Source organism: Methylorubrum salsuginis, assembly GCF_900114375.1.
Classification (GTDB): domain Bacteria; phylum Pseudomonadota; class Alphaproteobacteria; order Rhizobiales; family Beijerinckiaceae; genus Methylobacterium; species Methylobacterium salsuginis.
In genome coordinates, this window is record NZ_FOSV01000002.1 from 134,877 (window position 1) to 160,952 (window position 26,076).

Below are 26,076 nucleotides of genomic sequence, written 5' to 3' on the forward strand. Positions count from 1 at the left end.
GGGCCTGATACCGGGCCGCTCAGTCTTTGACCACGACCCGCGGCGCCGGGGCGACGGCTTCGGGCTCGGCCAGACCGCAGCGCTCGGCGGCCTCCGGCGGCAGCAGCGGGTCGAGCAGGCGGCGGCGCCCTTCGAGGAAGGCGAGCGCCTGCTCGGCCGGCACCGCCTCGCGGCCGGGCATCTCGACGAGGAAATGCTCCAGCGCGTAGCGGTAGCGCGTGACGCGAAGCCCCGCCTCCAGGCGGACCCAGGCGACGAGGCAGCGATTCTCGGCCACCCGCATGGCGGCCTCGCGCAGGTCGTCCTCGTTCAGGCTCCTGGCGAGGGGCAGGGCCCGCAAGCGCATCGCGTCGGCCTCGAACACGCGGGCCGCGAGGGCGGCGAAGGGCGGGATCAGCCGGCCGTCGGCGGTGGCGTCCTCCGACAGGCGGCGGTAGCGGGAGACGGGCGAGCGGAAGCCCTGGTCCAGCAGCGCGTCGTGATAAGCCGCCACGTCGTCGGGCCGCCAAGCGGTCGGCAACGCCCGCACGCGGGTCAGGTTGGCGAGGGCGTCCTCGAAGGCGGCGCGCCCCTGCGCCGGCATCAGGAAGCGCCACGCGCGATCACGGAGAACCTCCTCGTCGTCGGTGAGCGGCGAGGCCGACACCATCAGGCCGCGCTCGGCCGCGGCGAGGCTGCCGGTGGTCTCGATCAGGCCGTTCCAGCTGCTCTTGGCCGGCCGCCCGAAATCCCCCTCCTGCGCGCAGGAGGCGAGCGTGGCCGCCAGCAGCAGCGAGACCAGCGGGAGGGGAAGGCGGGGCCCGCCCCCGCGGATCACGAGCGGCGGCGCTGCGGCACCGCCGGGGCGTCCGCGTCCGGCAGCCGCTCGTAGCGCACGCCTGTGAAGAGCAGGATCTGGCCGCGGGGCGCGTCGTCGTCCTCGCGGCGGATGCGGCGCGCCGGAGCGGCCGGGAAGGGGACCACGGCCGCCGGAGCACGCTCGCGGAGGAAGGTCGAGGATCGCTTGGAAGGCGTCTTGGTCGAAGGCGTCATGAGCCTGTCCCGTCATGCGGTGGAAACCGGCGGCTGACGCCCCCTCGGCGCCTCGGGGGGAGGCGGCGCGGGAGCGGCAGGGGCGCCGTGGACGGGCTGGTCCGTCCGGCCGGGCTGTCGGGCCAAGCTCATCACGACGTGGTTAACGGAATGTTTCGACCGCTCAGCTCGCGGCCCTCATCCGCGCCGGATGCAGCGGCGAGGCGTCGCAGGTGGCATTCCGGCGACACCGGCCTGCTCCTTGCTTCGACCGTCTCGCCCATGGCGGGCTTATCCTCCCTTCGACTTGAGGCCCCGCGCGCGTCACGCCGTGGGGCCTTTTTTCGGCCCTCGCGGATGCTGTGGCGCGGGGGCGGGCACCGGATGCTGCGCTTGCTAACGTGGCGCGATGCCCGATATGCGGAGCCTCGGAAGGCCCTCTGGGATCGAGCGAAGGACAAGGCAGGATGCGTCCGGACTTCTCACGACTTGGCAGACGACCGCGCGCTTCGCGGGGCCTGTCGGCGGCCCTGAGACTCGCCCCCTTCGCCCTCGTCGCCCTGGCCGTCACCCCGGCCCAGGCCCAGCGCGAGGACCAGGGGCTCCAGCTCGGCTGCGCCAACGACTATTTCCGCCTCTGCGCCGGCGTCGATCCGAACAGCCCGGACGCCGAGAACTGCATGAACCGCAACCGCGCGCGGCTCTCGCCCGAATGCCGCTCGGCCATCAGCGACTACGACAAGCGCACCGGCAGCGCGAAGAGCAACGGCCGCGCCCGCGGCGCCGGGCAGGCGGACGACTGATTGCTTCGTCGCTGCCGGGACGAGGCGTTCCGGCAGCGGCGCGGCGGATAGGGCGCGGGGGACGAGCATGGCGTTGACCGTCGCGGTCCAGATGGACCCGATCCAGTCGATCCGCATCGCGGGCGACACCACCTTCGGCCTGATGTTGGAGGCGCAGCGGCGCGGCCACACCCTCTTTACCTACACGCCCGACCGGCTCTCGCTGCAGGGCCGGCGCGTCACCGCTCACGCGATGCCGGTGACGGTGCAGGATGTCGAGGGCGCGCACGCGACGCTTCAGGCTCCGGAGCGGATCGACCTCGCGGAGGTCGACGTGGTGCTGATGCGCCAGGATCCGCCCTTCGACATGGCCTACGTCACCGCCACCCACATGCTGGAGACGATTGCCTCCCGCACATTGGTGGTGAACGATCCGGCGGAGGTCCGAAACGCCCCGGAAAAGCTGTTCGTCCTCGATTTCCCCGACCTGATGCCGCCGACGCTGATCTCCCGCGACCGCGCCGAGATCGAGGCGTTCCGGGCCGAGCACGGCACCATCGTGATGAAGCCGCTGCACGGGCACGGCGGGGCGGCGGTGTTCCGGGTCTCCGAGGACGATCCGAATTTCGGCTCGATGTTCGATCTGTTCGCCGCGACGTTCCGGGAGCAATGGGTGGTCCAGCGCTTCCTCGAGAGGATCACCGAGGGCGACAAGCGCATCATCCTCGTCGAAGGCGAGCCGATGGGGGCGATCAACCGGGTGCCGGCCAAGGGCGACATCCGCTCCAACATGGTCCGCGGGGGAGCTGCCGGCGCCTCCGACCTGACCGAGCGCGAGCGTGAGATCTGCGCCAGGATCGGCCCGGAGCTGCGCCGCCGCGGCCTGATCCTCGTCGGCATCGACGTGATCGACGGCCACCTCACCGAGATCAACGTCACCTCGCCGACGGGCGTGCGCACGATCAAGCGCCTCGGCGGGCCGGACCTGACCGGGCCGATCTGGGACGCCATCGAGGCCCGGCTGGCGGCGCGGCGCTCGACGCCGCAGGGTTAGCGCATCGTCCCGAAAGGTGGTTTCCGCCTTTCGGAAAGAGACGATGCTCTAGCGGAATAACGGAAGCCCGGAGCCGATCAGGGCGAGCCCGAGGATCAACAGCCCGCCCGCGACGGATTCGGCGAGGGCCACCCGCTCCTCGAACTGGTGGGCGAGCCCTGCCAGCACGGCACCGGCGGCAAGGCAGGCCAGGGAGGCCGCAACCATCACCATCTCACGCGCTCCCGTTCTCCGGGCGTGAACCGATGGGATGCCTCCGATGACGCGAGCGTTCGAGTGACATGGGGACGTCCGTAAGGAAACTGCCAGTTCCGAGGCGGTCTGCGCGCGTGGTCGGGCAATGATGGTGTTATGGAAATTGGACTTCGCGAATCAAACAAATCTTTTTGGCCGAATTATGGATGCTATGATTGCAGAATTTTGATCAACTTGAAATTGTTTTATCATCAAGGTGTCATCGCATGTATGCCTGATGCAGGTCACATAGTATTCGATAAAATACCCTATAAATGAAGTCATAAATGGCTAAAATATTGACCATTATAAATTGTCAGGAGCCATGCGATGCTCGTGTTGTTCAAATTAAACACTTAGGATGGATTCCATGGTGCGCTGTCGAGCGAATGGCCTGGGATTTGTGAGAGTTTCTCATTGTCGAGCAAGGACGCAAGAGATTGGCTGCCCCGCAGGGGCAAGCACTGCAGCCCGTGATTGAGGCTGCCGCCCGAAGGGTACGACGTCGCTCAAGCAGCTTCGTCGCCCCCTGTCTGTTATTCTCTGGCAATATCGGAACGGCATCAGGTAGCGGCCCATCTCCGAGACGTCGGTTCACTGGTTCAGATAGCCAAGTCGTCATTCGCGGGGCGCGCTTCCATGTGAAAACGGCTGCGCGACAGCCCGCGGGATATAGCCTCGCCTCGGGTATGATCTTCCTCCGCGGCTCAGCGTGCGGGCTCACCAGAAGGCGGTGAGGGTCACGAAACGAGGGAATCTGCAGCCGAGCGAGACGCTTTCAGAGTATTGAGTCATTTGCCCGGCGGTTATGGACACCTTCAAAGAGGAGTGCGCCATCGCCACCCGCTATCGAAAGATCGGTGTCATCTCATCGGCGTCCCGCCTCTCTGCGGCCTGAGGTTGCATTGGGCAATCGCGGACGCAAGGGGCTGTGTGAATAAGATTTTTCCCCGAACGCTGGCCCCCGCCTTTCTCATACCAAGCGGCACGGAACAGGACCGATGGGCCTGTTCCGTGCGTCCGGTGGACGCCCGCCGCTCCGCAGTCGCGGGGGCAATCGGCGATGAGTCAGAATCATCGCCGATTGGTATGAGTGATGGTTTGACGTCGAGTTAGTCTGCGGCGTCGCGCCCGAGCCCGAGATCGGCCAGAACCTCGTGGCCCGAAAACACCCGCGCCGGGTCGCCCCACTCGGCCCGTTCGGCGGCGGCTTCGGTGAGGCGGCGCTTGTAGACGTGGCGGGGCACCTCCTCGACACCGAACTGGCTGAGATGCTCGGTGAGGAACTGCGTGTCGGCCAAGCGAAAACCGCCGCGGCGCAGGCGCGCGACGAGGTGGACGAGGGCGACCTTCGAGGCGTCGCGGGCCTCGTGGAACATGCTCTCGCCGAAGAACGCCGCACCGAGGCAGACCCCGTAGAGCCCGCCCACCAGCCGGCCGTCCTGATAGACCTCCACGGTGTGGCACGCGCCGCGGTCGTAGAGCGCGCCGTAGAGGTCGCGGATGCGGCCGTTGATCCAGGTGCGGTCGGTGTCGCGGCGCGGGGCGGCGCAACCGTCGATCACCGCGTCGAAGTCGCGGTCGCTCGCCACCTCGAACAGATCGGAGCGCACGGTGCGGGCGAGGCGCTTGGGCACGTGGAACCGGTCGAGGGGCAGGACACCGCGCGCCCGCGGCTCGACCCAGTAGATCGTCGGGTCGTCGGCATCCTCCGCCATCGGGAAGATGCCCGCCGCGTAGGCCTTGAGCAGGATGTCGGGCGTAATGTCCACGGAAGTCCTGTCGTGCATCGGAAGCGTTGTCGCTCCGGCCGCGCGCGAACGCCAGTCCCGGCATGAAAAAGCCGGCCTCGGATGAGGCCGGCTGTCACCGTCGGGATCGGGGCGCCGCTCAGCGCTTCTGATCCGCCTCCGACAAACCCTCGCGCTCCAGAAACCCTTCGAGCCAGTGGATGTCGTACTGGCCGTTCTGGACGTCGGCGTTGCGCACCAGGGTGCGGAACAGCGGCAGGGTGGTGTCGATGCCGTCGACCACGAACTCGTCGAGCGCGCGACGCAGGCGCATCAGGCACTCGTTGCGGGTGCGCCCGTGCACGATCAGCTTGCCGATCAGCGAATCGTAGTTCGGCGGGATGCGGTAGCCCTGGAAGGCCGCCGAATCGACGCGCACGCCGAGGCCTCCCGGCGGATGGAAGTAGGTGATGAGGCCGGGCGAGGGCCGGAAGGTCGCCGGATGTTCGGCGTTGATCCGGCACTCGATGGCGTGGCCCTCGACCTTGATGTCGTCCTGCGTGACCGACAGCCCGCCGCCGGCGGCGACCCGGATCTGCTCGTTGACGAGGTCGATCCCGGTGATCATCTCGGTCACCGGGTGCTCCACCTGAATCCGGGTATTCATCTCGATGAAGTAGAACCGCCCGTCCTCGTAGAGGAACTCGATGGTGCCGGCGCCGAGATAGCCGAGCTGGCGCATGGCGTTGGCGCAGATGCCGCCGATCTCGGCGCGCATCTCGGCGTTGAGCGCGGGCGAGCCGCCCTCTTCCCAGACCTTCTGGTGGCGACGCTGGAGCGAGCAGTCGCGCTCGGCCAGATGCACGGCCCCGCCGCGGCCGTCGCCGAGGATCTGCACCTCGATGTGGCGCGGCTTGGTCAGGTACTTCTCGAGATAGACCGCGTCGTCGCCGAAGGCCGCCTTGGCCTCGGTGCGGGCCATGGTGAGCGCCTGCTCCAGATCGGCCTCGGTGCGGGCGACCTTCATGCCGCGCCCGCCGCCGCCGGAGGCCGCCTTCACGAGCACGGGATAGCCGATCTCGGCGGCGACCCGCTTGGCCTCGTCCGTGTCGGTGATGCCGCCTTCCGAGCCCGGCACGCAGGGAATCCCGAGGGCCTTGGCCGTGCGCTTGGCCTCGATCTTGTCGCCCATCACCCGGATATGCTCGGCCTTGGGGCCGATGAAGCCGATATTGTGATGCGCCAGCACCTCGGCGAAGCGGGCGTTCTCGGAGAGGAAGCCGTAGCCCGGATGCACCGCGTCCGCTCCTGTGATCTCGCAGGCCGCGATGATCGAGGGGATGTTGAGGTAGCTGTCGCGGGCGGCGGGCGGGCCGATGCAGACGCTCTCGTCGGCGAGCCGCACATGCATGGCGTCGGCATCGGCGGTGGAATGGACCGCGACGGTCGCGATGCCGAGTTCCTTGGCCGCCCGCAGGATGCGCAGGGCGATCTCGCCGCGGTTGGCGATCAGGATCTTGTCGAACATCCGCCAGCCATCACTCGAGAACGAGGAGCGCTTCGCCGTACTCGACGGGCATGCCGTCCTCGACGAAGATCGCGGTGACGGTCCCGGCGCGCGGCGCCACGATGTCGTTGAAGGTCTTCATCGCCTCGATGAGGAGCAGCTTGTCGCCGGCCTGGACCCGCGCGCCGACCTCGATGAACGGCTTCGCCTCGGGGGAGGGCCGCAGATAGGCGGTGCCGACCATCGGCGAGGGCACGGCGCCGGGATGGCCCGCGCCGGCCTTGGGCTGAGCGGGCGCCAGGGCTGCCGGGATCGCGGCGGCCGGCGCGGGCGCCGCTGCGGCCGTCACGGGGGCGGGCGGGGCGACCTGGACCGCGACCGGCTCGATCTTGCGGGCGACGCGGATGCGCAGGTCGCCCTTCTCGACCTCGATCTCGCTCAGATCGGTCTCGGCGACCATCTTGGCGAGCTCGCGCACCAATTCGGGATCGAAGGGTTCGTTCTTGGCCATCGGCTCTGGTTCTGCAGTCAGGAGGCGGAAATCTTCAGGGGCGGACTGGACCGGCCGCGCAGGAGATGGGCGAGGGCGTCGAGCCCCGCCAGATAGCTGTAGGGACCGAAACCCGCGATCACGCCGGCACAGACCGGCGCGATCAGGGAGACATGGCGAAACGCCTCGCGGGCATGAACGTTCGAGAGGTGGATCTCGACCGCGGTCACGCCGGTGCCGGCGATGGCGTCGCGGAGCGCAATCGACGTGTGCGTGTAGGCGGCGGCGTTGATGAGCACCCCGGCTCCGGCCCGGCCCGCTTCCTGCACGAACGACACGAGTTCGCCCTCGTGATTCGTCTGACGGAAGGTCAGGGCGATATCGAGGCGAACCGCGCGCTCGTGCAGATCGTGCTCGATGTCGGCGAGGGTCGCGGCGCCGTAGATGCCCGGCTCGCGCGTGCCCAGCAGATTGAGGTTCGGCCCGTTGAGGCAGTGAATCGCGGTCATGCCAGCCGGTGAAGCGTCGGCCGGGCGTTTTCAGGCGAAGCACCCGGCGGGGAGGCCGGTCTTAGACGAGGCTGCGCGCCCGCGACAAGGCGTGAATTCAAAACCGGGCGAGGCGGGCTCGCCCGCAACCCGCCGTCAGTAGGTCCAGCGCTGGGCCTTGTTCACCAGGAAATCCCGAAACGCCTGGACGCGCGCCACGGTCCGCATCTCCTCGGCATAGACGAGGTAGCTCTCCATGGTCGGCATCTCGACCTCGCGCATCACCTGCACCAGGCTCTCGTCGCCCTCGACCGCGTAGTCGGGCAGAATGCCGACGCCGATGCCGGCCTCCATCGCCTTGTGCAGGGCGGTGATGTTGTTGACCGTGAAGTGGACCGGGCGGCGGTCCTCGCCCTCGCGGCCGATATTGGCGAGGTAATGGGTGGCGAGCAGGTAGGAGGGCTCGTTGCCGCCGAAGGAGACGAGGCGGTGCTCGTCGAGATCGGCGATGGTCTTGGGCTCGCCGAAGCGCTTGACGTAATCGGGGCTGGCGAAGGCGTGGTAATGCACCGTGAACAGCCGCCGCTGGATCAGGTCCGGCTGGGCCGGGCGGCGCATGCGGATGGCGATGTCGGCCTCGCGCATGGCGAGGTCGAGTTCCTCGTTGGTCAGCACCAGCTCCACCCGCACGTCCGGGTAGAGGTCGAGGAACTCCGAGATCCGCCCCGCGAGCCAGGACGAGCCGAGGCCGACGGTGGTCGTCACGCGCAGATCCCCCGAGGGACGCTCGCTCGTCTCGACGAGGCGGGCGCGGGTGTTCTCGAGCCGGAGCTTCATGTCGCGGGCGGCGCGGAACAGCAGGTCGCCCTGCTCGGTCAGGATCAGGCCGCGAGCGTGGCGGTGGAACAGCGGCGCCTTCAGCTCGCGCTCCAGCGCGCTGATCTGGCGGCTCACCGCCGACTGGCTCAGGCCGATGTCGTCGCCCGCCCGCGTGAAGCTCCCGGCCTCCGCGACGTTGAGGAAAATCCGGATCTTGTCCCAATCCAAGGCCGTCACTCCCGCCCGTCGAGGTCGGCCCGTCACGGGAGGCCGCGACCTTTGGGCGTTGCACGACACCAACCCTACACGCGTCGCCGCCATTCGCTGAGCGAAGGGCTCCTCGCGAAACCGTAGGGTTCCTGCATGGTTCAGACTATGACGGCAAGCTTGCGATTTGGTTGCGTCCAACCGTCGTCAACAGGGAAGTGGGCGCCGGCCGTCGGCGCCCACTCTTATCCCCAGGGGAACCTCACTCCGCCGCGGCCTGGGCCGGGCTCTCGCCGACATCCAGCGCGGCCAGATACTTCTCGGCTTCCAGCGCCGCCATGCAGCCCATGCCGGCGGCGGTGATCGCCTGGCGGTAGACGTCGTCGGTGACGTCGCCGGCCGCGTAGACGCCGGGGATGTCGGTCGCGGTCGTGCCCGGCGTCACCGTGATGTAGCCGCCGTGGCGCATCGGCAGCTGACCCTCGAAGATGCCGGTCGCCGGCTGATGACCGATGGCGACGAACAGACCGTCGGTCGCGTGCTCGACGATCTCGCCCGAGCGCAGATCCTTCAGGCGCAGATGCGTGACGGAGGGGGGCGTGGCCGAGCCGCAGATCTCCTCGACCGCGTGGTGCCACTTCACCGTGACGTTGGCGTGCTTGAACAGGCGCTCCTGCAGGATGCGCTCGGCGCGGAACTCGCCGCGGCGGTGGACCACGGTCACGGACTTGGCGAGGTTGGCCAGATACAGCGCCTCCTCGACGGCGGTGTTGCCGCCGCCCACCACCGTCACGTCCTTGCCGCGGAAGAAGAAGCCGTCGCAGGTGGCGCAGGCCGAGACGCCGAAGCCCTGGAACTTCGCTTCCGACGGCAGGCCGAGCCACTTCGCCTGGGCGCCGGTGGCAATGATGAGCGCGTCGCAGCTGTAGGTCTCGCCGGAATCGGCCTCCAGCCGGAACGGGCGCACCTTCAGGTCGACGGATGTGATGTATTCCGACACGATCTGGGTGCCGACATGCTCGGCTTGGGAGCGCATCTGCTCCATCAGCCACGGGCCCTGGACGGCTTGCGCGAAGCCCGGATAGTTCTCGACATCGGTGGTGATCATGAGCTGGCCGCCGGGCTGGAAGCCGGAGATCAGCAGCGGCTCGACCATGGCGCGGGCGGCGTAGATCGCGGCGGTGTAGCCGGCCGGGCCTGAGCCGATGATCACGAGTCTCGCATGGGTGTGGGCCATCTCTCGCCGTCTCCTGTTGCCGGCGGCTCTCGCGGGGCGCCGTCGTCCTGTCGATTCGCGCCTACTGTGCCACGGCGCGCTGAAAAAGATGTTTTGGAAGCGGGGGCCCGAACGGCCTCGAACCGCCCGGGGGCGCCTGCCGGCTAGAACGAACCCTTCGCCGCGGGCGCCGTCGCCGGCGCGGCTTTCCGGGCCGGATCGAGCCGTTCGCGATGCGTCGCGTAGGCCTTGGCCATCGCCTCGGCGATCTCCGGTGTCGCGTCGATCGGTGCGTAGCGCAGGGCCTCCAGGCGGCCGATGAAGGGTTTCAGGGCCCCCGCCATCGCGAGCCCGGCGAACATCCGCCGATGCCGGATATAGGTACGCGGCAGGTCGAACAGCAGGAGCGGCACGCCGGTGCTGGCCGCCTCGCCGACCATGTTGGCCGAATCCGAGGTGACGACGATGTGGTCGGCGATCGCCAGCATGCCGACATAGGGATTCTCCCCCGTGCCGTCCCAGAGGAAGCCGCCCTTACGGCGGATCAGGTCGGCCAGCGCCGCGCTCAGCTCCGGCGGCGTGCGCCGGGACACGGTCATCATCAGGGTGCAGCCGCCGTCGGCGAGCTTGGTGAGGTCGCGCACGAGGCGGCGAGTGTCGGACTTGCGGTAGCTGAGGTGCCGGCTGTCGCCGCCGATCAGCACGGCGATGCGCGGCCAGGGAAGGACCTCCAGTCGCGGATCCGGCCGGGCGCGGGCGGCATCGAGGCGGGCGCGGGAGACCGGATGCGGTGCCGTCAGCGTCGTGAAGACGTTGGGCCCGCGCAGGTCGTCGTAATCCGGCACCCAGATGAAGTCGGCGGTGTCGTGCCCGGTGCGCGGGTCCTTGAGGAAGGCCGTGAAGGTGCTCCCCTTCGAGGCGCGCCGCACCGCCCGCAGATAGGGCACGGCGCGCCGGCCCGAGGCGATCAGGAGGTCGGGCAGGGGGCCTTCGAGCACGCCGCCGGCCCGGCCCGGCGCGTCGCGGGGGTCGATCGGCCCCCAGGGGGCGGTCCAGGTCAGGGGGCGGCCGCGCGGAATGCGCCGGATCGCCGCGTCCAGGCCGAGCGCCTGGGCGACGCCGATGCACTGGTTCTCGTCGCCGGCCTTGCCGTCGGTCACGATCCAGGCGCGGGCGCGCCCGATCTCGGGCGGCGTCAGGCCGTCCCCCGCCACGCTCCCGCTCACGCCACGCACGTCCTCAGAACTGGTATCGGCCTATTGGGTCGGAAGCTGGCGGCGCAGCCAAGCGGCGTAATGCTCGGCGAGCGCCGCGACCCGCCGCCGCTCGGAGGCCGGATCGTACCACGCGCCGCCCGAACTCGCCGGCAGGGCCGAGAGCTGGGGATGGCGCGCGAGGATCGCGCCGTCGCGGCCGACGAGCAAAGCCTCGCCGTCGAGATAGTCGGTGACGCCGCCGCCGCCGAAGCTGCCGCGGCTCGCGCCCTGCGCGCCGGCATAGGGATTGAGCGAGAGGCCGCTCACCCGCACCACCAGGGTCGGCGCGCCGCGCACGATCCGGTCGCCGAAGGCTTGGCGGAGCGCCGCGGTCAGGTCGGCGCGCAACGCCTCCGTCTGCAACCCGCCGCCCTGGGCGGCGAGCGGGCGCACATCGACCGAGACGCCGCCCAGGCGTCCGAAATCCTGTGCGAAGGCCGGCCCCGCGAGCAGGACGAGGCCCGTCAGAGCGGCGAGACCGGGGATGCGCAGGAGGGTTTTCATGGGCGTCAGGCGCCCCACTCGACGGCGACGACCTCGTAGGACTTGCCGCCGCCCGGCGTCGTCACCTCGACGGTGTCGCCGACGCCCTTGCCGATGAGGGCGCGGGCGATCGGCGAGGAGATCGAGACGCGGCCCTCGCGCACGTCCGCCTCGGGCTCGCCGACGATCTGGTAGGTCTTCTCCTCCTCGGTGTCCTCGTCGAGGAGTTTGACGCGCGCGCCGAACTTGATTTTCGCACCCGACAGCTTCGCCGTGTCGATGATCTCGGCCCGCGCGATCATGCTCTCCAGTTCGAGCACCCGGCCCTCGTTGTGGGACTGGGCCTCCTTGGCGGCATGGTACTCGGCGTTCTCGGACAGGTCGCCCAGCGCGCGCGCCTCGGAGATCGCCTGGATGATGCGCTGCCGCTCCACCTGCTGGCGATGCTTCAGCTCCTCTTCGAGGGCTGCGTAGCCGCGGATCGTGATCGGAACCTTGTCGATGCTCATGGTCTCGCGCCACAATGAAGAGGCCCGGCGGGAGCGATGAGCTCCTTCCGGGCCGGAAATCGGCTGAAAGTTCGGGCCGCGAGGCGCCCTGTCCGCCGGACCCCTCGCGCGCCGGAGGTATTTAGGCCGCGAAGTATTCCTGCAAAGCCCGCACCCGAAGATCGCCCTCGAGATAGGCTCTGATCCCTTCGGCGGCCGCCATCGCGCCGGCCAGAGTGGTGTAGTACGGCACTTTATGCAAGAGGGCCGCCCGCCGGAGCGAACGGGAGTCCGACAGCGCGCCCGCCCCCTCGGTGGTGTTGATGACGAGGGCGATCTCGCCGTTCTTGATCGCATCGACGATGTGGGGGCGGCCCTCCAGCACCTTGTTGATGCGGCCCGTCGGAATGCCCTCGTCGGCGAGATACCGCTGGGTGCCCCCGGTCGCCAGGATGGTGAAGCCGAGTTCCGACAGCAGCCGGATGGTCGGCAGCACCCGCGGCTTGTCGTCGTCGCGCACCGAGATGAACACCGTGCCGGTGCGCGGCACCGCGGTCCCGGAGCCGAGCTGGCTCTTGGCGAAGGCCACGCCGAAGCCGGCATCCAACCCGATCACCTCGCCGGTCGAGCGCATCTCCGGTCCGAGCAGCACGTCGACGCCGGGGAAGCGGGCGAAGGGGAACACCGCTTCCTTGACCGCGATGTGGTCCAGCTTCTTCGGCTTGAGGCCGAAGCTGTCGAGGCGCTCGCCGGCCATGATCCGCGCGGCGATCTTGGCGATGGGCTCGCCGATCACCTTGGCGACGAAGGGCACGGTCCGCGAGGCACGCGGGTTCACCTCCAGCACGTAGATGGTGCCGTCCTTGATCGCGTACTGGACGTTCATCAGGCCGCCGACCTTGAGGGCGAGCGCCATCGCCTTGGTCTGGCGCTCCAACTCCTCGATCAGCTCCGGCGAGAGCGTGCGCGGGGGCAGCGAGCAGGCGGAATCCCCTGAGTGGATGCCGGCCTCCTCGATGTGCTCCATGATGCCGGCGATGAACACCGACTGCCCGTCGCAGACCGCGTCCACGTCGACCTCGGTCGCGTCCGACAGGTAGCGGTCGAACAGCAGCGGGTTCTTGCCCAGAACCGTGTTGATCTGCCCCGTCTTGTCGTTGGGGTAGCGCGCCTTGATGTCGGACGGGATCAGGCTCGGCAGGGTGCCGAGGAGGTACTCGGCGAACTGCGCCTCGTCGCGGATGATCGCCATGGCGCGTCCGCCCAGCACGTAGCTCGGGCGCACCACGAAGGGCAGGCCGAGTTCGGCCGCCACCAGCCGGCTCTGCTCGACCGAGTAGGCGATGCCGTTCTTGGGCTGTTTGAGGCCGAGCTTGTCGAGGAGCCGCTTGAACTGGTCGCGGTCCTCGGCGAGGTCGATGGCGTCGGGCGAGGTGCCGAGGATCGGCACGCCCGCGGCCTCCAGCGCGCGGGCGAGCTTGAGCGGGGTCTGGCCGCCGAACTGCACGATCACGCCGTGCAACTGGCCCGCCTGCCGCTCGGTCTCGATGATCTCCAGCACGTCCTCCGCGGTCAGCGGCTCGAAGTAGAGCCGGTCGGAGGTGTCGTAGTCGGTCGAGACCGTCTCCGGGTTGCAGTTGATCATGATGGTCTCGTAGCCGGCGTCCGTCAGCGCGAAGCAGGCGTGGCAGCAGCAATAATCGAACTCGATGCCCTGGCCGATCCGGTTCGGGCCGCCGCCGAGAATGATGACCTTCTTCTTGTCCGAGGGGTACGCCTCGTCGGCGACCGTCCCGGCGAAGGGGGCGACGTAGGTCGAGTACATGTAGGCGGTCGGCGCCTTGAACTCGGCGGCGCAGGTGTCGATCCGCTTGAAGACCGGGCGCACCCCGAGACCGCGGCGGGCGGCCCGCACGGCGTCCTCCTCGGTGTTCGCCAGCACGGCCAGCCGCGCGTCGGAAAAGCCCGCGGCCTTGAGCTGCCGGAAGGCGCCGGGCGTGGTCGGCAGGCCGTGGGCCTTCACCCGGTTCTCCAGATCGACGATGGCCTGAAGCTGCTCCAGGAACCACGGATCGATCTTGCAGGAGGCGTGGATCTCCTCGTGGCCGACGCCGAGGCGCATCGCCTGGGCGACCTTGAGCAGGCGGTCCGGCGTCGGCGTGCCGAGCGCGGCCTTGATCGCGTTGTGGTCGTCGCCGTTGCCGAGGCCCTCGATCTCGATCTCGTCGAGGCCGGTCAGGCCGGTCTCCAGCGAGCGCAGGGCCTTCTGCAAGGACTCCGCGAAGCAGCGGCCGATGGCCATGGCCTCGCCCACCGACTTCATCGCGGTGGTCAGCGTCGGTTCGGCGCCGGGGAATTTCTCGAACGCGAAGCGCGGGATCTTGGTGACGACGTAGTCGATCGTCGGCTCGAACGAGGCCGGGGTCGCGCCCCCGGTGATGTCGTTGGCGATCTCGTCGAGGGTGTAGCCGACGGCGAGCTTGGCCGCGACCTTGGCGATCGGGAAGCCGGTCGCCTTCGAGGCCAGCGCCGACGAGCGCGAGACGCGCGGATTCATCTCGATGACGATCATCCGGCCGGTGGCCGGATCGATGGCGAACTGCACGTTCGAGCCGCCGGTCTCGACGCCGATCTCGCGCAGGACCGCCAGCGAGGCGTCGCGCATCACCTGATACTCTTTGTCGGTCAGCGTCAGCGCGGGCGCCACGGTGATCGAATCGCCGGTATGGACGCCCATCGGATCGACGTTCTCGATCGAGCAGACGATGATGCAGTTGTCCGCCTTGTCGCGGACAACCTCCATCTCGTACTCCTTCCAGCCGAGCACACTCTCCTCGATCAGGACCTCGTTGGTCGGCGAGGCGTCGATGCCGCGCTCGACGATCTCGAGGAATTCCTCGCGGTTATAGGCGATGCCGCCGCCCGTACCGCCCATGGTGAAGGACGGGCGGATGATCGCCGGCAGGCCGACTTCGGCCAGCGCGATCAGGGCCTGACCCAGCGCGTGCTCGATGTAGCGGCGGCGGCGATCCCCCTCGCCGTTGGTCCAGGCGCGCTCGAACTCGGCGAGCGCCGCCGCGCGGGCGGCCGGATCGGCGTTGGCGGCCTCGATGCGCGCCGTCTCGGCGAGGTATTTTTCGCGGTCGGCCTTCTTGGCGGCCGACGCGTTGGCGAGTTCGGATTTCGGCGTCTCCAGGCCGATCTTCGTCATCGCGTCGCGGAAGAGGTTGCGGTCCTCGGCCTTGTCGATGGCTTCCGCCGTGGCGCCGATCATCTGCACGCCGAACTTTTCGAGCACGCCCATGCGCTTGAGCGAGAGCGCGCAGTTCAGTGCGGTCTGGCCGCCCATGGTCGGCAGGAGGGCGTCGGGCCGCTCCTTCTCGATGATCTTGGCCACGACCTCCGGAGTGATCGGCTCGACATAGGTGGCGTCGGCCATCTCCGGGTCGGTCATGATCGTCGCCGGGTTCGAGTTCACCAGGACGATCCGGTAGCCCTCCTCGCGGAGCGCCTTGCAGGCCTGGGTGCCGGAATAGTCGAACTCGCAGGCCTGTCCGATGATGATCGGCCCCGCACCGATGATGAGGATGGAGGAGATGTCGGTGCGTTTCGGCATGGAGCGCCTTTTCGGCCTTTCGCGCGCGCTCGCACCCCCGCGCGCCGCCTCCTTCGAGGGGCGCCCGAGGGGATCGGGCGTCTTGGATGATCGTTAAGCCCCGCGTTTACACCCGGCCGCCCAGGTTTGAAAGGGCGGCTCCCGAATGTCCCCTGCCGCGGTGGCGCAGGCTGCCGGGCTCGCCGGAGGAGCCGGAACGGTTCGATCGATCGAGCTATCTCAAGGTATAATTATTCGATTTATCAAATATAATCGGACGTTTGATGTTTCGATTGCGAAACGATATCGAGCCAATATCGGCGCAGGACGTCGATCTCGATGAGAATTATTATGAGGAAACGAGCGATGGCATCGAAGCATCTTTTGGCCGCGGTGGCCCTGATCGTGGCCTTCGCGGCGCTGCCGGCCGCCGCCGAGGAGGTCGTGGTCAAGACCCTCAACAGCGGACCGGGCGGAATGATGGTGTTCGACCCCGCCTTCGTGAAACTGAAGCCCGGCGACAGCATCAAGTTCGTGCCGACCGACAAGGGGCACAATGTCGAGACCATCAAGGGCATGGCCCCCGACGGTGCTGACTATGTGAAGACGACGGTCGGCCAGGAGGCGGTGGTCACGTTCGACAAGGAGGGCGTCTACGGCTTCAAATGCTCGCCGCATTACATGATGGGCATGGTCGCCCTCGTGGTCGTCGGCGACAAGCGCGACAACCTCGAGGCCGCCAAGGCCGTCACGCACAGCAAGCTCGCGCAGAAGCGGTTCGATCCGCTCTTCGCCCAGGCGCAGTGAGCGCGAAGCGCGAACGGAAGGAGGCGGCCGGTCAGTCGGCCGCCATCACCAGCGCCCAGAAGCGCTTGTAGCGGGTGCCCGGCGCATCGACGCGGGCGATGCCGACTCGGCGCAGTTGCGGCATCAGCATGTTGCGGTTGTGCTCGGGTGAGGCCTTCCAGCGGGCGAGCACCTGATCGAAGGTCTCGGAGCCGGCGCTGAGGTTCTCGCTCGCATAGCGCCTGCCGAAGCCCGCGCTCGCCATGCGGCTGTCGAAGCTGCCGGCGATCTCGTGGCTCAGCCGGCCGGCCCGGGCATTGGCGCCGGCCTGGAACGAGGCGGCGCGGATCAGCCGCGAATCGATGGTGACGGGCGAAAGCCCGTGCTGCGCCCGGTAGCGCGAGATCGCTTCGGCCGCCGCCCCCTCGTCGAGGATGACCGGAACCGTCGGCAGGTTCGCCTCCAGCACGGGCGAGCCGCCGCAACCGGCCAGGGTGAGCGCGAGGAGCAGGACGGCGGAGGCAGGGCGCAGGGGCGGCATCGGCGGTTCAGGGAATGAGGAAGGACGGCGCCGGGCCCTTCATCGGCCGATGCGGCGAAACCGCGGCGAAACGGACGGATCGGCCGGGCGACGCCGCAGGGTGGCGGGCACGCAACAGTCGAAGCCGGCGCGCGCAAGGGCGGGCCCACGGGCCATCGAACAGCATGACGAGGAATAAAAGTGGCGCGGGCGACGGGGCTCGAACCCGCGACCTCCGGCGTGACAGGCCGGCACTCTAACCGACTGAGCTACGCCCGCGCTTTGGTGTCTGCCGGAGGGGCTGGCCTCGCTGCCGGCGACGAGGCGGGGTTTAGGTGGGGCGCCCCGAGCTGTCAAGCAACGGAATCGCCCTTTCGCGATTTTGGTCTGCAGCTGGCTTCCGATCTGCTCGGAACCGGTTCGTGAAGTGGAGCAGGAGTCGCGCGTATGTGTGCGCGACGCTTTATCCGGTCGCGCGGCCGTCGCATCTCATGCGTGCGGCGGGGACGCCCCATGCGCTGGTATACCAGCTTGGCCGTCCGCTGCCGCATGGGGCGATTGTGCGACGCGCAATGCCCTTGTCTCGGTCGGGGGCCTCGTCTAAGCCTCGCCCGGCGCCCAGTCTGGCATTGGAGGAATTCCATCGGGAGGATTTCTCTCCGCGGCCAGGCGTCGACGCGAGGGCACTTCCATGATCCTCCCGCGCAACGAAACGAGGGGTTCGGCATGACCGGCCTGCTGGCGGACTATCTTCCGCTCATCGTGTTCATCGGCGTCTCGCTGTTCATCGCCGTGGCGCTCCTCGTCGCGCCGTTCATCGTGGCCTATTCGAGCCCCGATCCGGAGAAGCTCTCGGCCTACGAGTGCGGCTTCAACGCCTTCGACGACGCGCGCATGAAGTTCGACGTGCGCTTCTACCTCGTGGCGATCCTGTTCATCATCTTCGACCTCGAAGTCGCGTTCCTGTTCCCTTGGGCGATCACGTTCGGGGAGCTCGGCTGGTTCGGCTTCTGGTCGATGATGGTCTTCCTCGGCGTCCTCACCGTCGGCTTCGTCTACGAGTGGCGCAAGGGCGCCCTCGAATGGGACTAGGCTCCGGCCTGTCCGACGTCGCCCTTCGTTTCCTCGCTCAGAGGCAGAGATGGCCCTGAACCCGACTTTCTCCCGCGCGCCCGAGATCGCGCCCCAGCCGAAGGGGATCATCGATCCCGCGACCGGCCGGCCCATCGGCGCCACCGATCCGATGTTCCTCTCGATCAATGACGAGCTGGCCGACCGCGGCTTCCTCGTCACCAGCGCGGACGAGCTCATCAACTGGGCCCGCACCGGCTCGCTGATGTGGATGACCTTCGGGCTCGCCTGCTGCGCCGTCGAGATGATGCAGATGTCGATGCCGCGCTACGATTGCGAGCGCTTCGGCTTCGCCCCGCGTGGCTCCCCACGCCAGTCCGACGTGATGATCGTCGCCGGCACGCTGACCAACAAGATGGCCCCGGCCCTGCGCAAGGTCTACGACCAGATGCCGGAGCCGCGCTACGTCATCTCGATGGGCTCCTGCGCCAACGGCGGCGGCTACTACCATTATTCCTATTCGGTGGTGCGCGGCTGCGACCGGGTCGTGCCGGTGGACATCTACGTTCCCGGCTGCCCGCCCTCGGCCGAGGCTTTGCTCTACGGCGTCCTGCTGCTGCAGCGGAAGATCCGCCGCATCGGCACGATCGAGCGCTGAGGAGTAGGCGATGAGCGAGACCACCTCCGCCGTCACCACCAACGGCATCGTGCTGCGCGGCACCGTCGCGGCCGCGCAGGGCGACGAGGCGCTGCGCGCCATGGGCGAGCGGATCGCGGGCGCTTTGGGCCCCGCGGTCACTGACTGGACGGTCGCCTTCGGCGAGCTGACGCTGAACGTGCAGGGCAGCGACATCGTCTACGCGCTGACTTACTTGCGCGACGAGCCGGCCTGCGCCTTCCGCTGCTTCATCGACATCTGCGGCGCCGACTATCCCCAGCGGGCGCGGCGGTTCGATGTCGTCTACCACCTGCTGTCGCTCCGCCATAACATGCGGGTGCGGGTCAAGGTGCAGACCGACGCCGCGACCCCGGTGCCGTCGGCGATCACGGTGTTTCCAGCCGCCAACTGGTTCGAGCGCGAGACCTACGACCTCTACGGCATCCTGTTCTCGGGCCATCCCGACCTGCGTCGGCTGCTGACCGATTACGGCTTCGAGGGGCATCCGCTGCGCAAGGACTTCCCGCTGACCGGCTTCGTCGAGGTCCGCTACGATCAGGACGAGGCGCGCGTCGTCTACGAGCCGGTGAAGTTGACGCAGGAGTTCCGGAACTTCGACTTCCTGTCGCCGTGGGAGGGCACGGATTACGTGCTGCCGGGCGACGAGAAGAAGTCGAGCTGAAGGAAGCGGGCATGTCTGAACACAACATCCGCAACTTCTCGATCAATTTCGGGCCGCAGCACCCGGCGGCGCACGGCGTGCTGCGCCTCGTGCTCGAACTCGACGGCGAGGTGGTCGAGCGGGTCGATCCGCATATCGGCCTGCTCCACCGCGGCACCGAGAAGCTGATCGAGCACAAGACCTACCTCCAGGCGACGCCCTATTTCGACCGGCTCGACTACGTCTCGCCGATGAATCAGGAGCACGCCTTCTGCCTCGCGATCGAGCGGCTCGCCGGCATCGAGGTGCCGCGGCGCGCCCAGCTCATCCGCACCCTGTTCTGCGAGATCGGGCGGCTGCTCTCCCACCTCCTCAACGTGACGACCCAGGCGATGGATGTCGGCGCGCTCACGCCCCCGCTCTGGGGCTTCGAGGAGCGCGAGAAGCTGATGATCTTCTACGAGCGTGCCTCGGGCGCTCGCCTCCACGCCAACTACTTCCGCCCCGGCGGCGTCCACCAGGATCTGCCGCCCGCTTTGATCGACGACATCGACGCGTTCTGCGACCCCTTCCTTCAGGTGGTGCAGGACCTCGACGACCTCGTCATGGCCAACCGCATCTTCAAGCAGCGCAACGTCGATATCGGCATCGTCACTCAGGACGAGGCGATGGCCTGGGGCTTCTCCGGCGTGATGGTGCGCGGCTCGGGCATCCCGTGGGACCTGCGCAAGTCGCAGCCCTACGAGTGCTACGAGGAGATGGATTTCGACATCCCCGTCGGCAAGAACGGCGACACCTACGACCGGCAGGTCATCCGCATGGAAGAGATGCGGGAATCGGTGAAGATCATGAAGCAGTGCTGCGCCAAGCTGCGCGAGCCTGCGGGCCAGGGCCCGATCGCCTCCACCGACGGCAAGTTCGCGCCCCCGCCGCGCCGGGAGATGAAGCGCTCGATGGAAGCGCTCATCCACCACTTCAAGCTCTACACCGAGGGTTTCCACGTCCCCGAGGGTGAAGTGTATGCGGCCGTCGAGGCGCCGAAGGGCGAGTTCGGCGTCTATCTGGTCTCGGACGGCACCAACAAGCCGTACCGCTGCAAGATCCGCGCGCCGGGCTTCGCCCACCTTCAGGCAATGGATTGGATGTGCCGCGGCCACCTCCTGGCCGACGTGTCCTGCGTGCTCGGCACGCTCGACATCGTGTTCGGTGAAGTGGACCGCTGAGGGAACGCGTCGGACGTCATGGCCAACCGCAGATTAGCCCCCGCCGCCGAGCAGCCCCAATCCTTCGCGTTCTCCCCTGAGAACGCCGAGTGGGCCCGCGGCCAAATCGAAAAATACCCGGAGGGGCGTCAGGCCTCGGCCGTGATCCCGCTGCTGTGGAAGGCGCAGGAGCAGAACGGCGGCTGGCTGCCGCAGAAGGCGATCGAGGCGGTCGCCGATCAGCTCGGCATGCCGCATATCCGCGTGCTGGAGGTCGCGACCTTCTACACGATGTTCGCCCTGGAGCCGGTCGGGCGCTTCTGGATCCAGCTCTGCGGCACCGTGCCGTGTGATTGCTGCGGGGCCAAGGAACTGAAGGCGGCGCTCCAGGCGCGCCTCGGGCCGCCCGGCCACGTCTCGGCCGACGGCAACTTCTCCTGGCTCGAAGTCGAGTGCCTGGGCGCCTGCTGCAACGCCCCGATGGTGCAGATCAATCAGGACTATTACGAGGACCTGACGCCGGAGAGCCTCAACAAGCTCATGGACGACCTCGCCGCGGGCAACCCGGTGAAGATCGGTTCGCAGGTCGGCCGGGTCTCGTCCGAGCCGAAGGACGCGGTCAACACGCTGACCGATCCGACCCTGTTCGACGGCTCCCGCGTCGGCGCGTGGCGCAAGCGCTTCGAGGCGACGAAGGACGAGGAAGCGGTCAAGCAGGACGAGGCGAAATCGTCCGAGGCGCGCGCCGCCACGGAAGCCAAGCCCGCCCGTCCGCAGGCCGGTCGCCCGGTCGAGCAGGGCACGACCGACGGCCCGGCCCAGCGCGTCGCCGCGGGTGAGACACCGGTTCGCGAATCCGACAAGGCCGAGGCGTCCGAGCGCGGCACCTCGCAGGCCAAGACCGCGGCGGCGCGGCCCGGCGACAGCCCGGCGCTCGATTCGCCGGCCGAGCGTGCCGCCGCGGGCGAGCCCCCGGCCAAGACCGAGACGCCCGACGCCGAGACCCGTGCGCTCGCCGAGGACGCGGCGCTGCGCACCGAGCCGCCGCAGCACCCGGCGGCCGACGGCGCCGACGATGCGGTGCCTCAGGCCGCCAATCCCGAAGCCCGCGCCGACGCGGCGGGCGAGCGGCCGAAGGGCCTGCCCGCGGCCCGCGGCGACCGGCCGGACGATCTCACCAAGATCCGCGGCATCGGCCCGGCCAACCAGACCCGGCTCAACGGTCTCGGCATCTGGCACTACGACCAGATCGCCGCCTGGACCCCGCAGCAGGTCGCCTGGGTCGGCGCCTACCTCGCCTTCCCCGGTCGCATCGACCGCGAGAACTGGGTGAGCCAAGCCGCCGACCTCGCCGGAACGAAGGGCTGAGGACCAGACCATGCTCTCCGATCAGGACCGCATCTTCACCAACCTCTACGGCCTGCACTCGCCCGATCTCGAGGCGGCGAAGAAGCGCGGCGCGTGGGACGGCACCAAGTTCCTGCTCGACCAGGGCCGGGACTGGATCATCGACGAGATGAAGGGCTCGGGGCTCCGCGGTCGCGGCGGCGCCGGCTTCCCGACCGGCCTCAAGTGGTCGTTCATGCCCAAGAAGTCCGACGGGCGCCCGCACTACCTCGTGGTCAACGCCGACGAGTCGGAGCCGGGCACCTGCAAGGACCGGGAGATCATGCGGCACGATCCGCATCTCCTGATCGAGGGCTGCATGCTGGCCTCCTTCGCCATGGGCGCGCATGCCTGCTACGTCTACCTGCGCGGCGAGTACGTGGCTGAAAAGTTCGCGCTGCAACGCGCGGTGGACGAAGCCTACGCGGCCCGACTCGTCGGCCAGTCCAACGTTCACGACTACCCGTTCGATATCTACGTCCACCACGGCGCGGGCGCGTATATCTGCGGCGAGGAGACGGCCCTCATCGAGAGCCTCGAGGGCAAGAAGGGGATGCCGCGGCTGAAGCCGCCGTTCCCGGCCAATATGGGCCTCTACGGCTGCCCCACGACGGTCAACAACGTCGAGTCGATCGCGGTGGCCGGCACGATCCTGCGCCGCGGCGGCGCGTGGTTCGCAGGCCTCGGCGGCAAGAACAACACCGGCACCAAGCTGTTCTGCGTCTCGGGCCACGTCAACAAGCCCTGCAACGTCGAGGAAGAGCTCGGCATCACCTTCCGCGAGCTGATCGACAAGCATTGCGGCGGCATGCGCGGCGGCTGGGACAACCTGCTCTGCTCGATCCCCGGCGGCTCCTCGGTGCCGCTGGTGCCGGCCGAGCAGATCATCGACGCCAAGATGGACTTCGACACCCTGCGCAACCTCGGCTCGGGGCTGGGCACCGCGGCCGTGATCGTGCTCGACAAGTCCACCGACATCGTGGGCGCCATCGCCCGCATCTCGTACTTCTACAAGCACGAGTCCTGCGGCCAGTGCACGCCCTGCCGCGAGGGCACCGGCTGGATGTGGCGCGTGCTCACCCGCATGGCCGCGGGCCGGGCGCAGAAGCGCGAGATCGACATGCTGCTCGAAGTCACCAAGCAGGTCGAGGGCCACACCATCTGCGCGTTGGGCGACGCCGCCGCGTGGCCGATCCAGGGTCTCATCCGCCACTTCCGGCCGGAGATCGAGAAGCGGATCGACCAGTACAGCGCCAACCCGCATTCCGATGCCGTGCCGATGGCGGCGGAGTGACCGCCGCTCCGATGCTCAACGTCGAGATACAACGATGACCAAAATCCTCGTCGACGGCACCGAGGTCGATGTCCCGGCCGACTACACCCTGCTCCAGGCCTGCGAGATCGCGGGCGCGGAGATTCCGCGCTTCTGCTTCCACGAGCGGCTGTCGATTGCCGGCAATTGCCGCATGTGTCTCGTCGAGCTGAAGGGCGCGCCGAAGCCCGTGGCCTCCTGCGCCTACGCGGTGAAGGATTGCCGGCCGGGGCCGAACGGCGAGCCGCCGGAGGTGCTGACGCGCTCAGGGCTCACGAAGAAGGCCCGCGAGGGGGTGATGGAGTTCCTCCTCATCAACCACCCGCTCGATTGCCCGATCTGCGACCAAGGCGGCCATTGCGATCTTCAGGATCAGGCGATGGCCTACGGCGTCGATTCGACCCGCTATCACGAGAACAAGCGCGCGGTCGAAGAGAAGTATATCGGCCCGCTGGTGCGCACGGCGATGAACCGCTGCATCCACTGCACCCGATGCGTCCGCTTCCTGGCGGAGGTGGCCGGCGTGCCGGACCTCGGCGCCATCGGCCGCGGCGAGGACATGGAGATCACGAGCTACCTCGAACAGGCGATGGGCTCGGAGCTTCAGGGCAACGTCGCCGACCTCTGCCCGGTCGGCGCGCTGGTCCACAAGCCGCAGAGCTACAACGTGCGCCCGTGGGAGCTGCACAAGACCGAGTCCGTCGATGTGATGGACGCGGTGGGCTCCGCGATCCGCGTCGATGCCCGCGGCCGCGAGGTGATGCAGATCGAGCCGCGCATCAGCGAGGAGATCAACGAGGAGTGGATCTCCGACAAGACGCGCCACGTGGTGGACGGCCTGCGCCTGCAGCGGCTCGACCGTCCGTTCCTGCGCGAGAACGGGCGCCTGCGCCCGGCCTCCTGGGGCGAGGCCTTTGCCGCCATCGCCGCCCGGCTGAAGGGCGCCGACCCCAAGCGCGTCGGCGCGCTGGTCGGTGACCTCGCGGGCGCCGAGGAAATCTTCGCGCTGAAAGCTCTCATGGGCTCGCTCGGCGTGACGAACCTCGATGGCCGCCAGACCGGCGAGGCGATCGATCCGGCCTGGGGCCGGGCCGCCTACACCTTTGGGCCGACCATCCCCGGCATCGAGGCGGCGGACGCGATCCTGCTCGTCGGCACCAACCCGCGCACCGAGGCCTCGCTGCTCAACGTGCGCATCCGCAAGCGCTGGCGCATGGCCCCGCTCGCCGTCGGCCTGATCCTCGACGAGCAGCCCGACCTCACCTACCCCTACACCTATCTCGGCGCCGGCCCCGACACCCTCGGCTCGCTGGGCAAGGGCGAGCACAGCTTCCTCGACATCCTGAAAAAGGCCGAGCGCCCGCTGATCATCGTCGGCGAGGGCGGGCTCGGCGCGCTCGGGGCGGCGGCAGCGCTCGCCAAGGAGATCGGCGCGGTCACGGCCGAGTGGAACGGTTTCGGCGTGCTGCACACGGCGGCTGCCCGCGTCGGCGCGCTCGATCTCGGTTTCGTGCCGGGGGAGGGGGGCCTTGGCTTCTCGCAGATGCTGGAGCCGGGCGCGCTCGACGTGGTGTTCAACCTCGGCGCCGACGAGCGGGCGATCCCGCCCGGCGCCTTCGTGATCTATCAGGGCACCCACGGCGACGCGGGCGCCAGCCGCGCCGACGTGATCCTGCCGGGCGCGGCCTACACCGAGAAGAGCGCGACCTACGTCAATCTCGAAGGCCGGGTGCAGATGACCAACCGCGCCGGCTTCCCGCCGGGCGATGCCCGCGAGGATTGGGCGATCCTGCGCGCGCTCTCCGACGTGCTCGGGAAGCGCCTGCCCTACGATTCGCTGGGTGCGCTGCGCAAGGCGATGTACGCCGCACATCCGCATCTCGCCGCCGTCGGCGCGGTTGAGCCCACGGACGCTGTGGCGACCCTCGACAAGCTGACGGCGCTGCCGGGCAACGCCGAAAAAGCGGCGTTCGCCTCGCCGGTCGCGGACTTCTACCTCACCAACCCGATCGCCCGCGCCTCGCGGGTGCTCGCCGAGTGCTCCGGGCTCGCCCGGGGCCGCGCGCTCGAAGCCGCGGAATAAGGGGCGCCTCGATGACCTTCCTCGAAGTGCTCGGCACCGTCCTGCTGCTGGCTCTGAAGAGCTTCGTGCTGCTCGCGGCGCTCCTCGTCTTCATCGCCTACGCGCTGCTGGCCGACCGCAAGATCTGGGCGGCGGTGCAGCTGCGCCGCGGCCCCAACGTCGTCGGGCCCTGGGGCCTGTTCCAGTCCTTCGCCGACCTCTTGAAGTTCGTCCTGAAGGAGCCGGTGATCCCGGCGGGCGCCAACAAGGCGATCTATCTGCTGGCGCCCCTCGTCTTCGCCATGCTGGCTTTGGCCTCCTGGGCGGTGATCCCGCTCGCCGACGGCTGGGCCATCGCCGACATCAATGTCGGCATCACCTACATCTTCGCGATCTCCTCGCTCGGCGTGTACGGCGTCATCATGGGCGGCTGGGCGTCGAACTCGAAATACGCCTTCCTCGGCGCGCTGCGCTCGGCGGCGCAGATGATCTCCTACGAAGTCTCGCTCGGTTTCGTCATCATCTGCGTGCTGCTCTGCGCCGGCTCGCTCAACCTCTCGCGCATCGTCATGGCGCAGGACACGGCGCTCGGCATCTTCGGCTGGTACTGGCTGTGGCTGTTCCCGATGTTCGGCGTGTTCTTCGTCTCTGCTTTGGCCGAGACCAACCGCCCGCCCTTCGATCTGCCCGAGGCCGAATCGGAATTGGTCGCCGGTTACATGGTCGAGTATTCCTCGACGCCGTATCTGCTCTTCATGCTCGGCGAGTACGTGGCGATCATGACCATGTGCGCGCTCGGCACGGTGCTGTTCCTCGGCGGCTGGCTCTCGCCGATCCCGTTCGCCCCCTTCACCTGGGTGCCCGGCGTGATCTGGTTCACCCTCAAGGCGAGCTTCCTGTTCTTCATGATCGCCATGGTGAAGGCCATGGTCCCGCGCTACCGCTACGACCAGCTCATGCGGCTCGGCTGGAAGGTCTTCCTTCCGCTCTCGCTGATCTCGGTCGTCGTCGTCGCCTTCGTCCTGAAACTCACCGGTCTCGCGCCGGGCGCTTGAGAA

Annotated in this window: 25 protein-coding genes and 1 tRNA gene; 11 read left to right on the top strand and 15 right to left on the bottom strand. The window is 68.5% G+C overall.

Annotation, left to right across the window (positions count from 1 at the left end):
- Positions 1 to 19 precede the first annotated feature (19 nt).
- Positions 20 to 814: a hypothetical protein gene (locus BM140_RS03355; RefSeq protein ID WP_244535302.1), complete on the bottom strand. Its 795-nt coding sequence runs from the start codon at positions 812 to 814 to the stop codon at positions 20 to 22.
- Positions 814 to 1,032, bottom strand: coding sequence for a hypothetical protein (locus BM140_RS03360; RefSeq protein WP_091941980.1), 219 nt, complete (start codon positions 1,030 to 1,032; stop codon positions 814 to 816). Before BM140_RS03360 ends, BM140_RS03355 begins: the two co-directional genes overlap by 1 nt.
- Positions 1,033 to 1,478: 446 nt before the next feature.
- Between BM140_RS03360 and BM140_RS03365 the strand changes: the two genes are divergently transcribed.
- Positions 1,479 to 1,814 (top strand): hypothetical protein, encoded by a 336-nt coding sequence (locus BM140_RS03365; protein WP_091941982.1) that lies wholly within the window; start codon positions 1,479 to 1,481, stop codon positions 1,812 to 1,814.
- A gap of 67 nt (positions 1,815 to 1,881) precedes the next feature.
- Positions 1,882 to 2,847 (top strand): glutathione synthase, encoded by a 966-nt coding sequence (gshB, locus tag BM140_RS03370; protein WP_091941984.1) that lies wholly within the window; start codon positions 1,882 to 1,884, stop codon positions 2,845 to 2,847.
- 48 nt (positions 2,848 to 2,895) lie between these two features.
- On the opposite strand, the gene BM140_RS25715 is transcribed toward gshB, so the two are convergent.
- The 11 genes from BM140_RS25715 to carB form a co-directional block, all read right to left on the bottom strand.
- Positions 2,896 to 3,060, bottom strand: coding sequence for a hypothetical protein (locus BM140_RS25715; RefSeq protein ID WP_165616380.1), 165 nt, complete (start codon positions 3,058 to 3,060; stop codon positions 2,896 to 2,898).
- Positions 3,061 to 4,193: 1,133 nt separating this feature from the next.
- Positions 4,194 to 4,871 carry a leucyl/phenylalanyl-tRNA--protein transferase gene (aat, locus tag BM140_RS03375; protein ID WP_091941986.1) on the bottom strand — a complete coding sequence of 226 codons (678 nt, stop codon included), beginning with the start codon at positions 4,869 to 4,871 and terminating at the stop codon, positions 4,194 to 4,196.
- Between the two features lie 100 nt (positions 4,872 to 4,971).
- Complete coding sequence (gene accC, locus BM140_RS03380) at positions 4,972 to 6,339, bottom strand: acetyl-CoA carboxylase biotin carboxylase subunit (protein WP_091941988.1); 1,368 nt, start codon at positions 6,337 to 6,339, stop codon at positions 4,972 to 4,974.
- A 10-nt stretch (positions 6,340 to 6,349) separates the two neighbouring features.
- Positions 6,350 to 6,829 (bottom strand): acetyl-CoA carboxylase biotin carboxyl carrier protein, encoded by a 480-nt coding sequence (gene accB, locus BM140_RS03385; RefSeq protein ID WP_091941990.1) that lies wholly within the window; start codon positions 6,827 to 6,829, stop codon positions 6,350 to 6,352.
- 17 nt (positions 6,830 to 6,846) lie between these two features.
- Entirely contained in the window at positions 6,847 to 7,317 is a 471-nt protein-coding gene (gene aroQ, locus BM140_RS03390) for a type II 3-dehydroquinate dehydratase (protein WP_091941992.1), read from the bottom strand.
- 135 nt (positions 7,318 to 7,452) lie between these two features.
- Complete coding sequence (locus tag BM140_RS03395) at positions 7,453 to 8,343, bottom strand: LysR family transcriptional regulator (protein WP_091942679.1); 891 nt, start codon at positions 8,341 to 8,343, stop codon at positions 7,453 to 7,455.
- Positions 8,344 to 8,584: 241 nt separating this feature from the next.
- Entirely contained in the window at positions 8,585 to 9,559 is a 975-nt protein-coding gene (trxB, locus tag BM140_RS03400) for a thioredoxin-disulfide reductase (RefSeq protein WP_091941994.1), read from the bottom strand.
- A gap of 143 nt (positions 9,560 to 9,702) precedes the next feature.
- The gene (locus BM140_RS03405; protein WP_207549422.1) at positions 9,703 to 10,764 is read right to left on the bottom strand and encodes a mitochondrial fission ELM1 family protein; all 1,062 of its coding nucleotides are present in this window, start codon (positions 10,762 to 10,764) and stop codon (positions 9,703 to 9,705) included.
- 30 nt (positions 10,765 to 10,794) lie between these two features.
- Positions 10,795 to 11,286, bottom strand: coding sequence for a hypothetical protein (locus BM140_RS03410; RefSeq protein WP_091942681.1), 492 nt, complete (start codon positions 11,284 to 11,286; stop codon positions 10,795 to 10,797).
- Between the two features lie 17 nt (positions 11,287 to 11,303).
- Entirely contained in the window at positions 11,304 to 11,780 is a 477-nt protein-coding gene (greA, locus tag BM140_RS03415) for a transcription elongation factor GreA (protein ID WP_171015441.1), read from the bottom strand.
- Between the two features lie 127 nt (positions 11,781 to 11,907).
- Entirely contained in the window at positions 11,908 to 15,381 is a 3,474-nt protein-coding gene (gene carB, locus BM140_RS03420; protein WP_091942000.1) for a carbamoyl-phosphate synthase large subunit, read from the bottom strand.
- A 345-nt stretch (positions 15,382 to 15,726) separates the two neighbouring features.
- On the opposite strand from carB, the gene BM140_RS03425 reads away from it, so the two are divergent.
- A complete protein-coding gene (locus BM140_RS03425; protein WP_091942002.1) occupies positions 15,727 to 16,167 on the top strand; it encodes a pseudoazurin in 441 nt (146 codons plus the stop codon).
- A 31-nt stretch (positions 16,168 to 16,198) separates the two neighbouring features.
- Here BM140_RS03425 and BM140_RS03430 read toward each other — a convergent pair whose 3' ends face one another.
- Positions 16,199 to 16,687 carry a CAP domain-containing protein gene (locus tag BM140_RS03430; protein WP_091942004.1) on the bottom strand — a complete coding sequence of 163 codons (489 nt, stop codon included), beginning with the start codon at positions 16,685 to 16,687 and terminating at the stop codon, positions 16,199 to 16,201.
- 181 nt (positions 16,688 to 16,868) lie between these two features.
- A tRNA-Asp gene (locus tag BM140_RS03435) sits at positions 16,869 to 16,945 on the bottom strand.
- Between the two features lie 447 nt (positions 16,946 to 17,392).
- Here BM140_RS03435 and BM140_RS03440 point away from each other — a divergent pair.
- From BM140_RS03440 to nuoH, 8 genes are read left to right on the top strand one after another with little or no spacing between them, the layout of a single operon-like run.
- Entirely contained in the window at positions 17,393 to 17,758 is a 366-nt protein-coding gene (locus tag BM140_RS03440) for an NADH-quinone oxidoreductase subunit A (RefSeq protein ID WP_091942006.1), read from the top strand.
- A gap of 49 nt (positions 17,759 to 17,807) precedes the next feature.
- Entirely contained in the window at positions 17,808 to 18,395 is a 588-nt protein-coding gene (locus BM140_RS03445) for a NuoB/complex I 20 kDa subunit family protein (protein WP_091942008.1), read from the top strand.
- A 10-nt stretch (positions 18,396 to 18,405) separates the two neighbouring features.
- Entirely contained in the window at positions 18,406 to 19,077 is a 672-nt protein-coding gene (locus tag BM140_RS03450; RefSeq protein WP_091942010.1) for an NADH-quinone oxidoreductase subunit C, read from the top strand.
- Positions 19,078 to 19,088: 11 nt separating this feature from the next.
- The gene (locus BM140_RS03455) at positions 19,089 to 20,279 is read left to right on the top strand and encodes an NADH-quinone oxidoreductase subunit D (protein WP_091942012.1); all 1,191 of its coding nucleotides are present in this window, start codon (positions 19,089 to 19,091) and stop codon (positions 20,277 to 20,279) included.
- An 18-nt stretch (positions 20,280 to 20,297) separates the two neighbouring features.
- Positions 20,298 to 21,626 carry an NADH-quinone oxidoreductase subunit NuoE gene (gene nuoE, locus BM140_RS03460; protein WP_091942014.1) on the top strand — a complete coding sequence of 443 codons (1,329 nt, stop codon included), beginning with the start codon at positions 20,298 to 20,300 and terminating at the stop codon, positions 21,624 to 21,626.
- A 10-nt stretch (positions 21,627 to 21,636) separates the two neighbouring features.
- A complete protein-coding gene (gene nuoF, locus BM140_RS03465; RefSeq protein ID WP_091942016.1) occupies positions 21,637 to 22,938 on the top strand; it encodes an NADH-quinone oxidoreductase subunit NuoF in 1,302 nt (433 codons plus the stop codon).
- 34 nt (positions 22,939 to 22,972) lie between these two features.
- Entirely contained in the window at positions 22,973 to 25,039 is a 2,067-nt protein-coding gene (nuoG, locus tag BM140_RS03470; RefSeq protein WP_091942018.1) for an NADH-quinone oxidoreductase subunit NuoG, read from the top strand.
- Between the two features lie 11 nt (positions 25,040 to 25,050).
- Positions 25,051 to 26,073 (top strand): NADH-quinone oxidoreductase subunit NuoH, encoded by a 1,023-nt coding sequence (gene nuoH, locus BM140_RS03475; RefSeq protein WP_091942020.1) that lies wholly within the window; start codon positions 25,051 to 25,053, stop codon positions 26,071 to 26,073.
- The last annotated feature ends 3 nt before the right edge of the window (positions 26,074 to 26,076 follow it).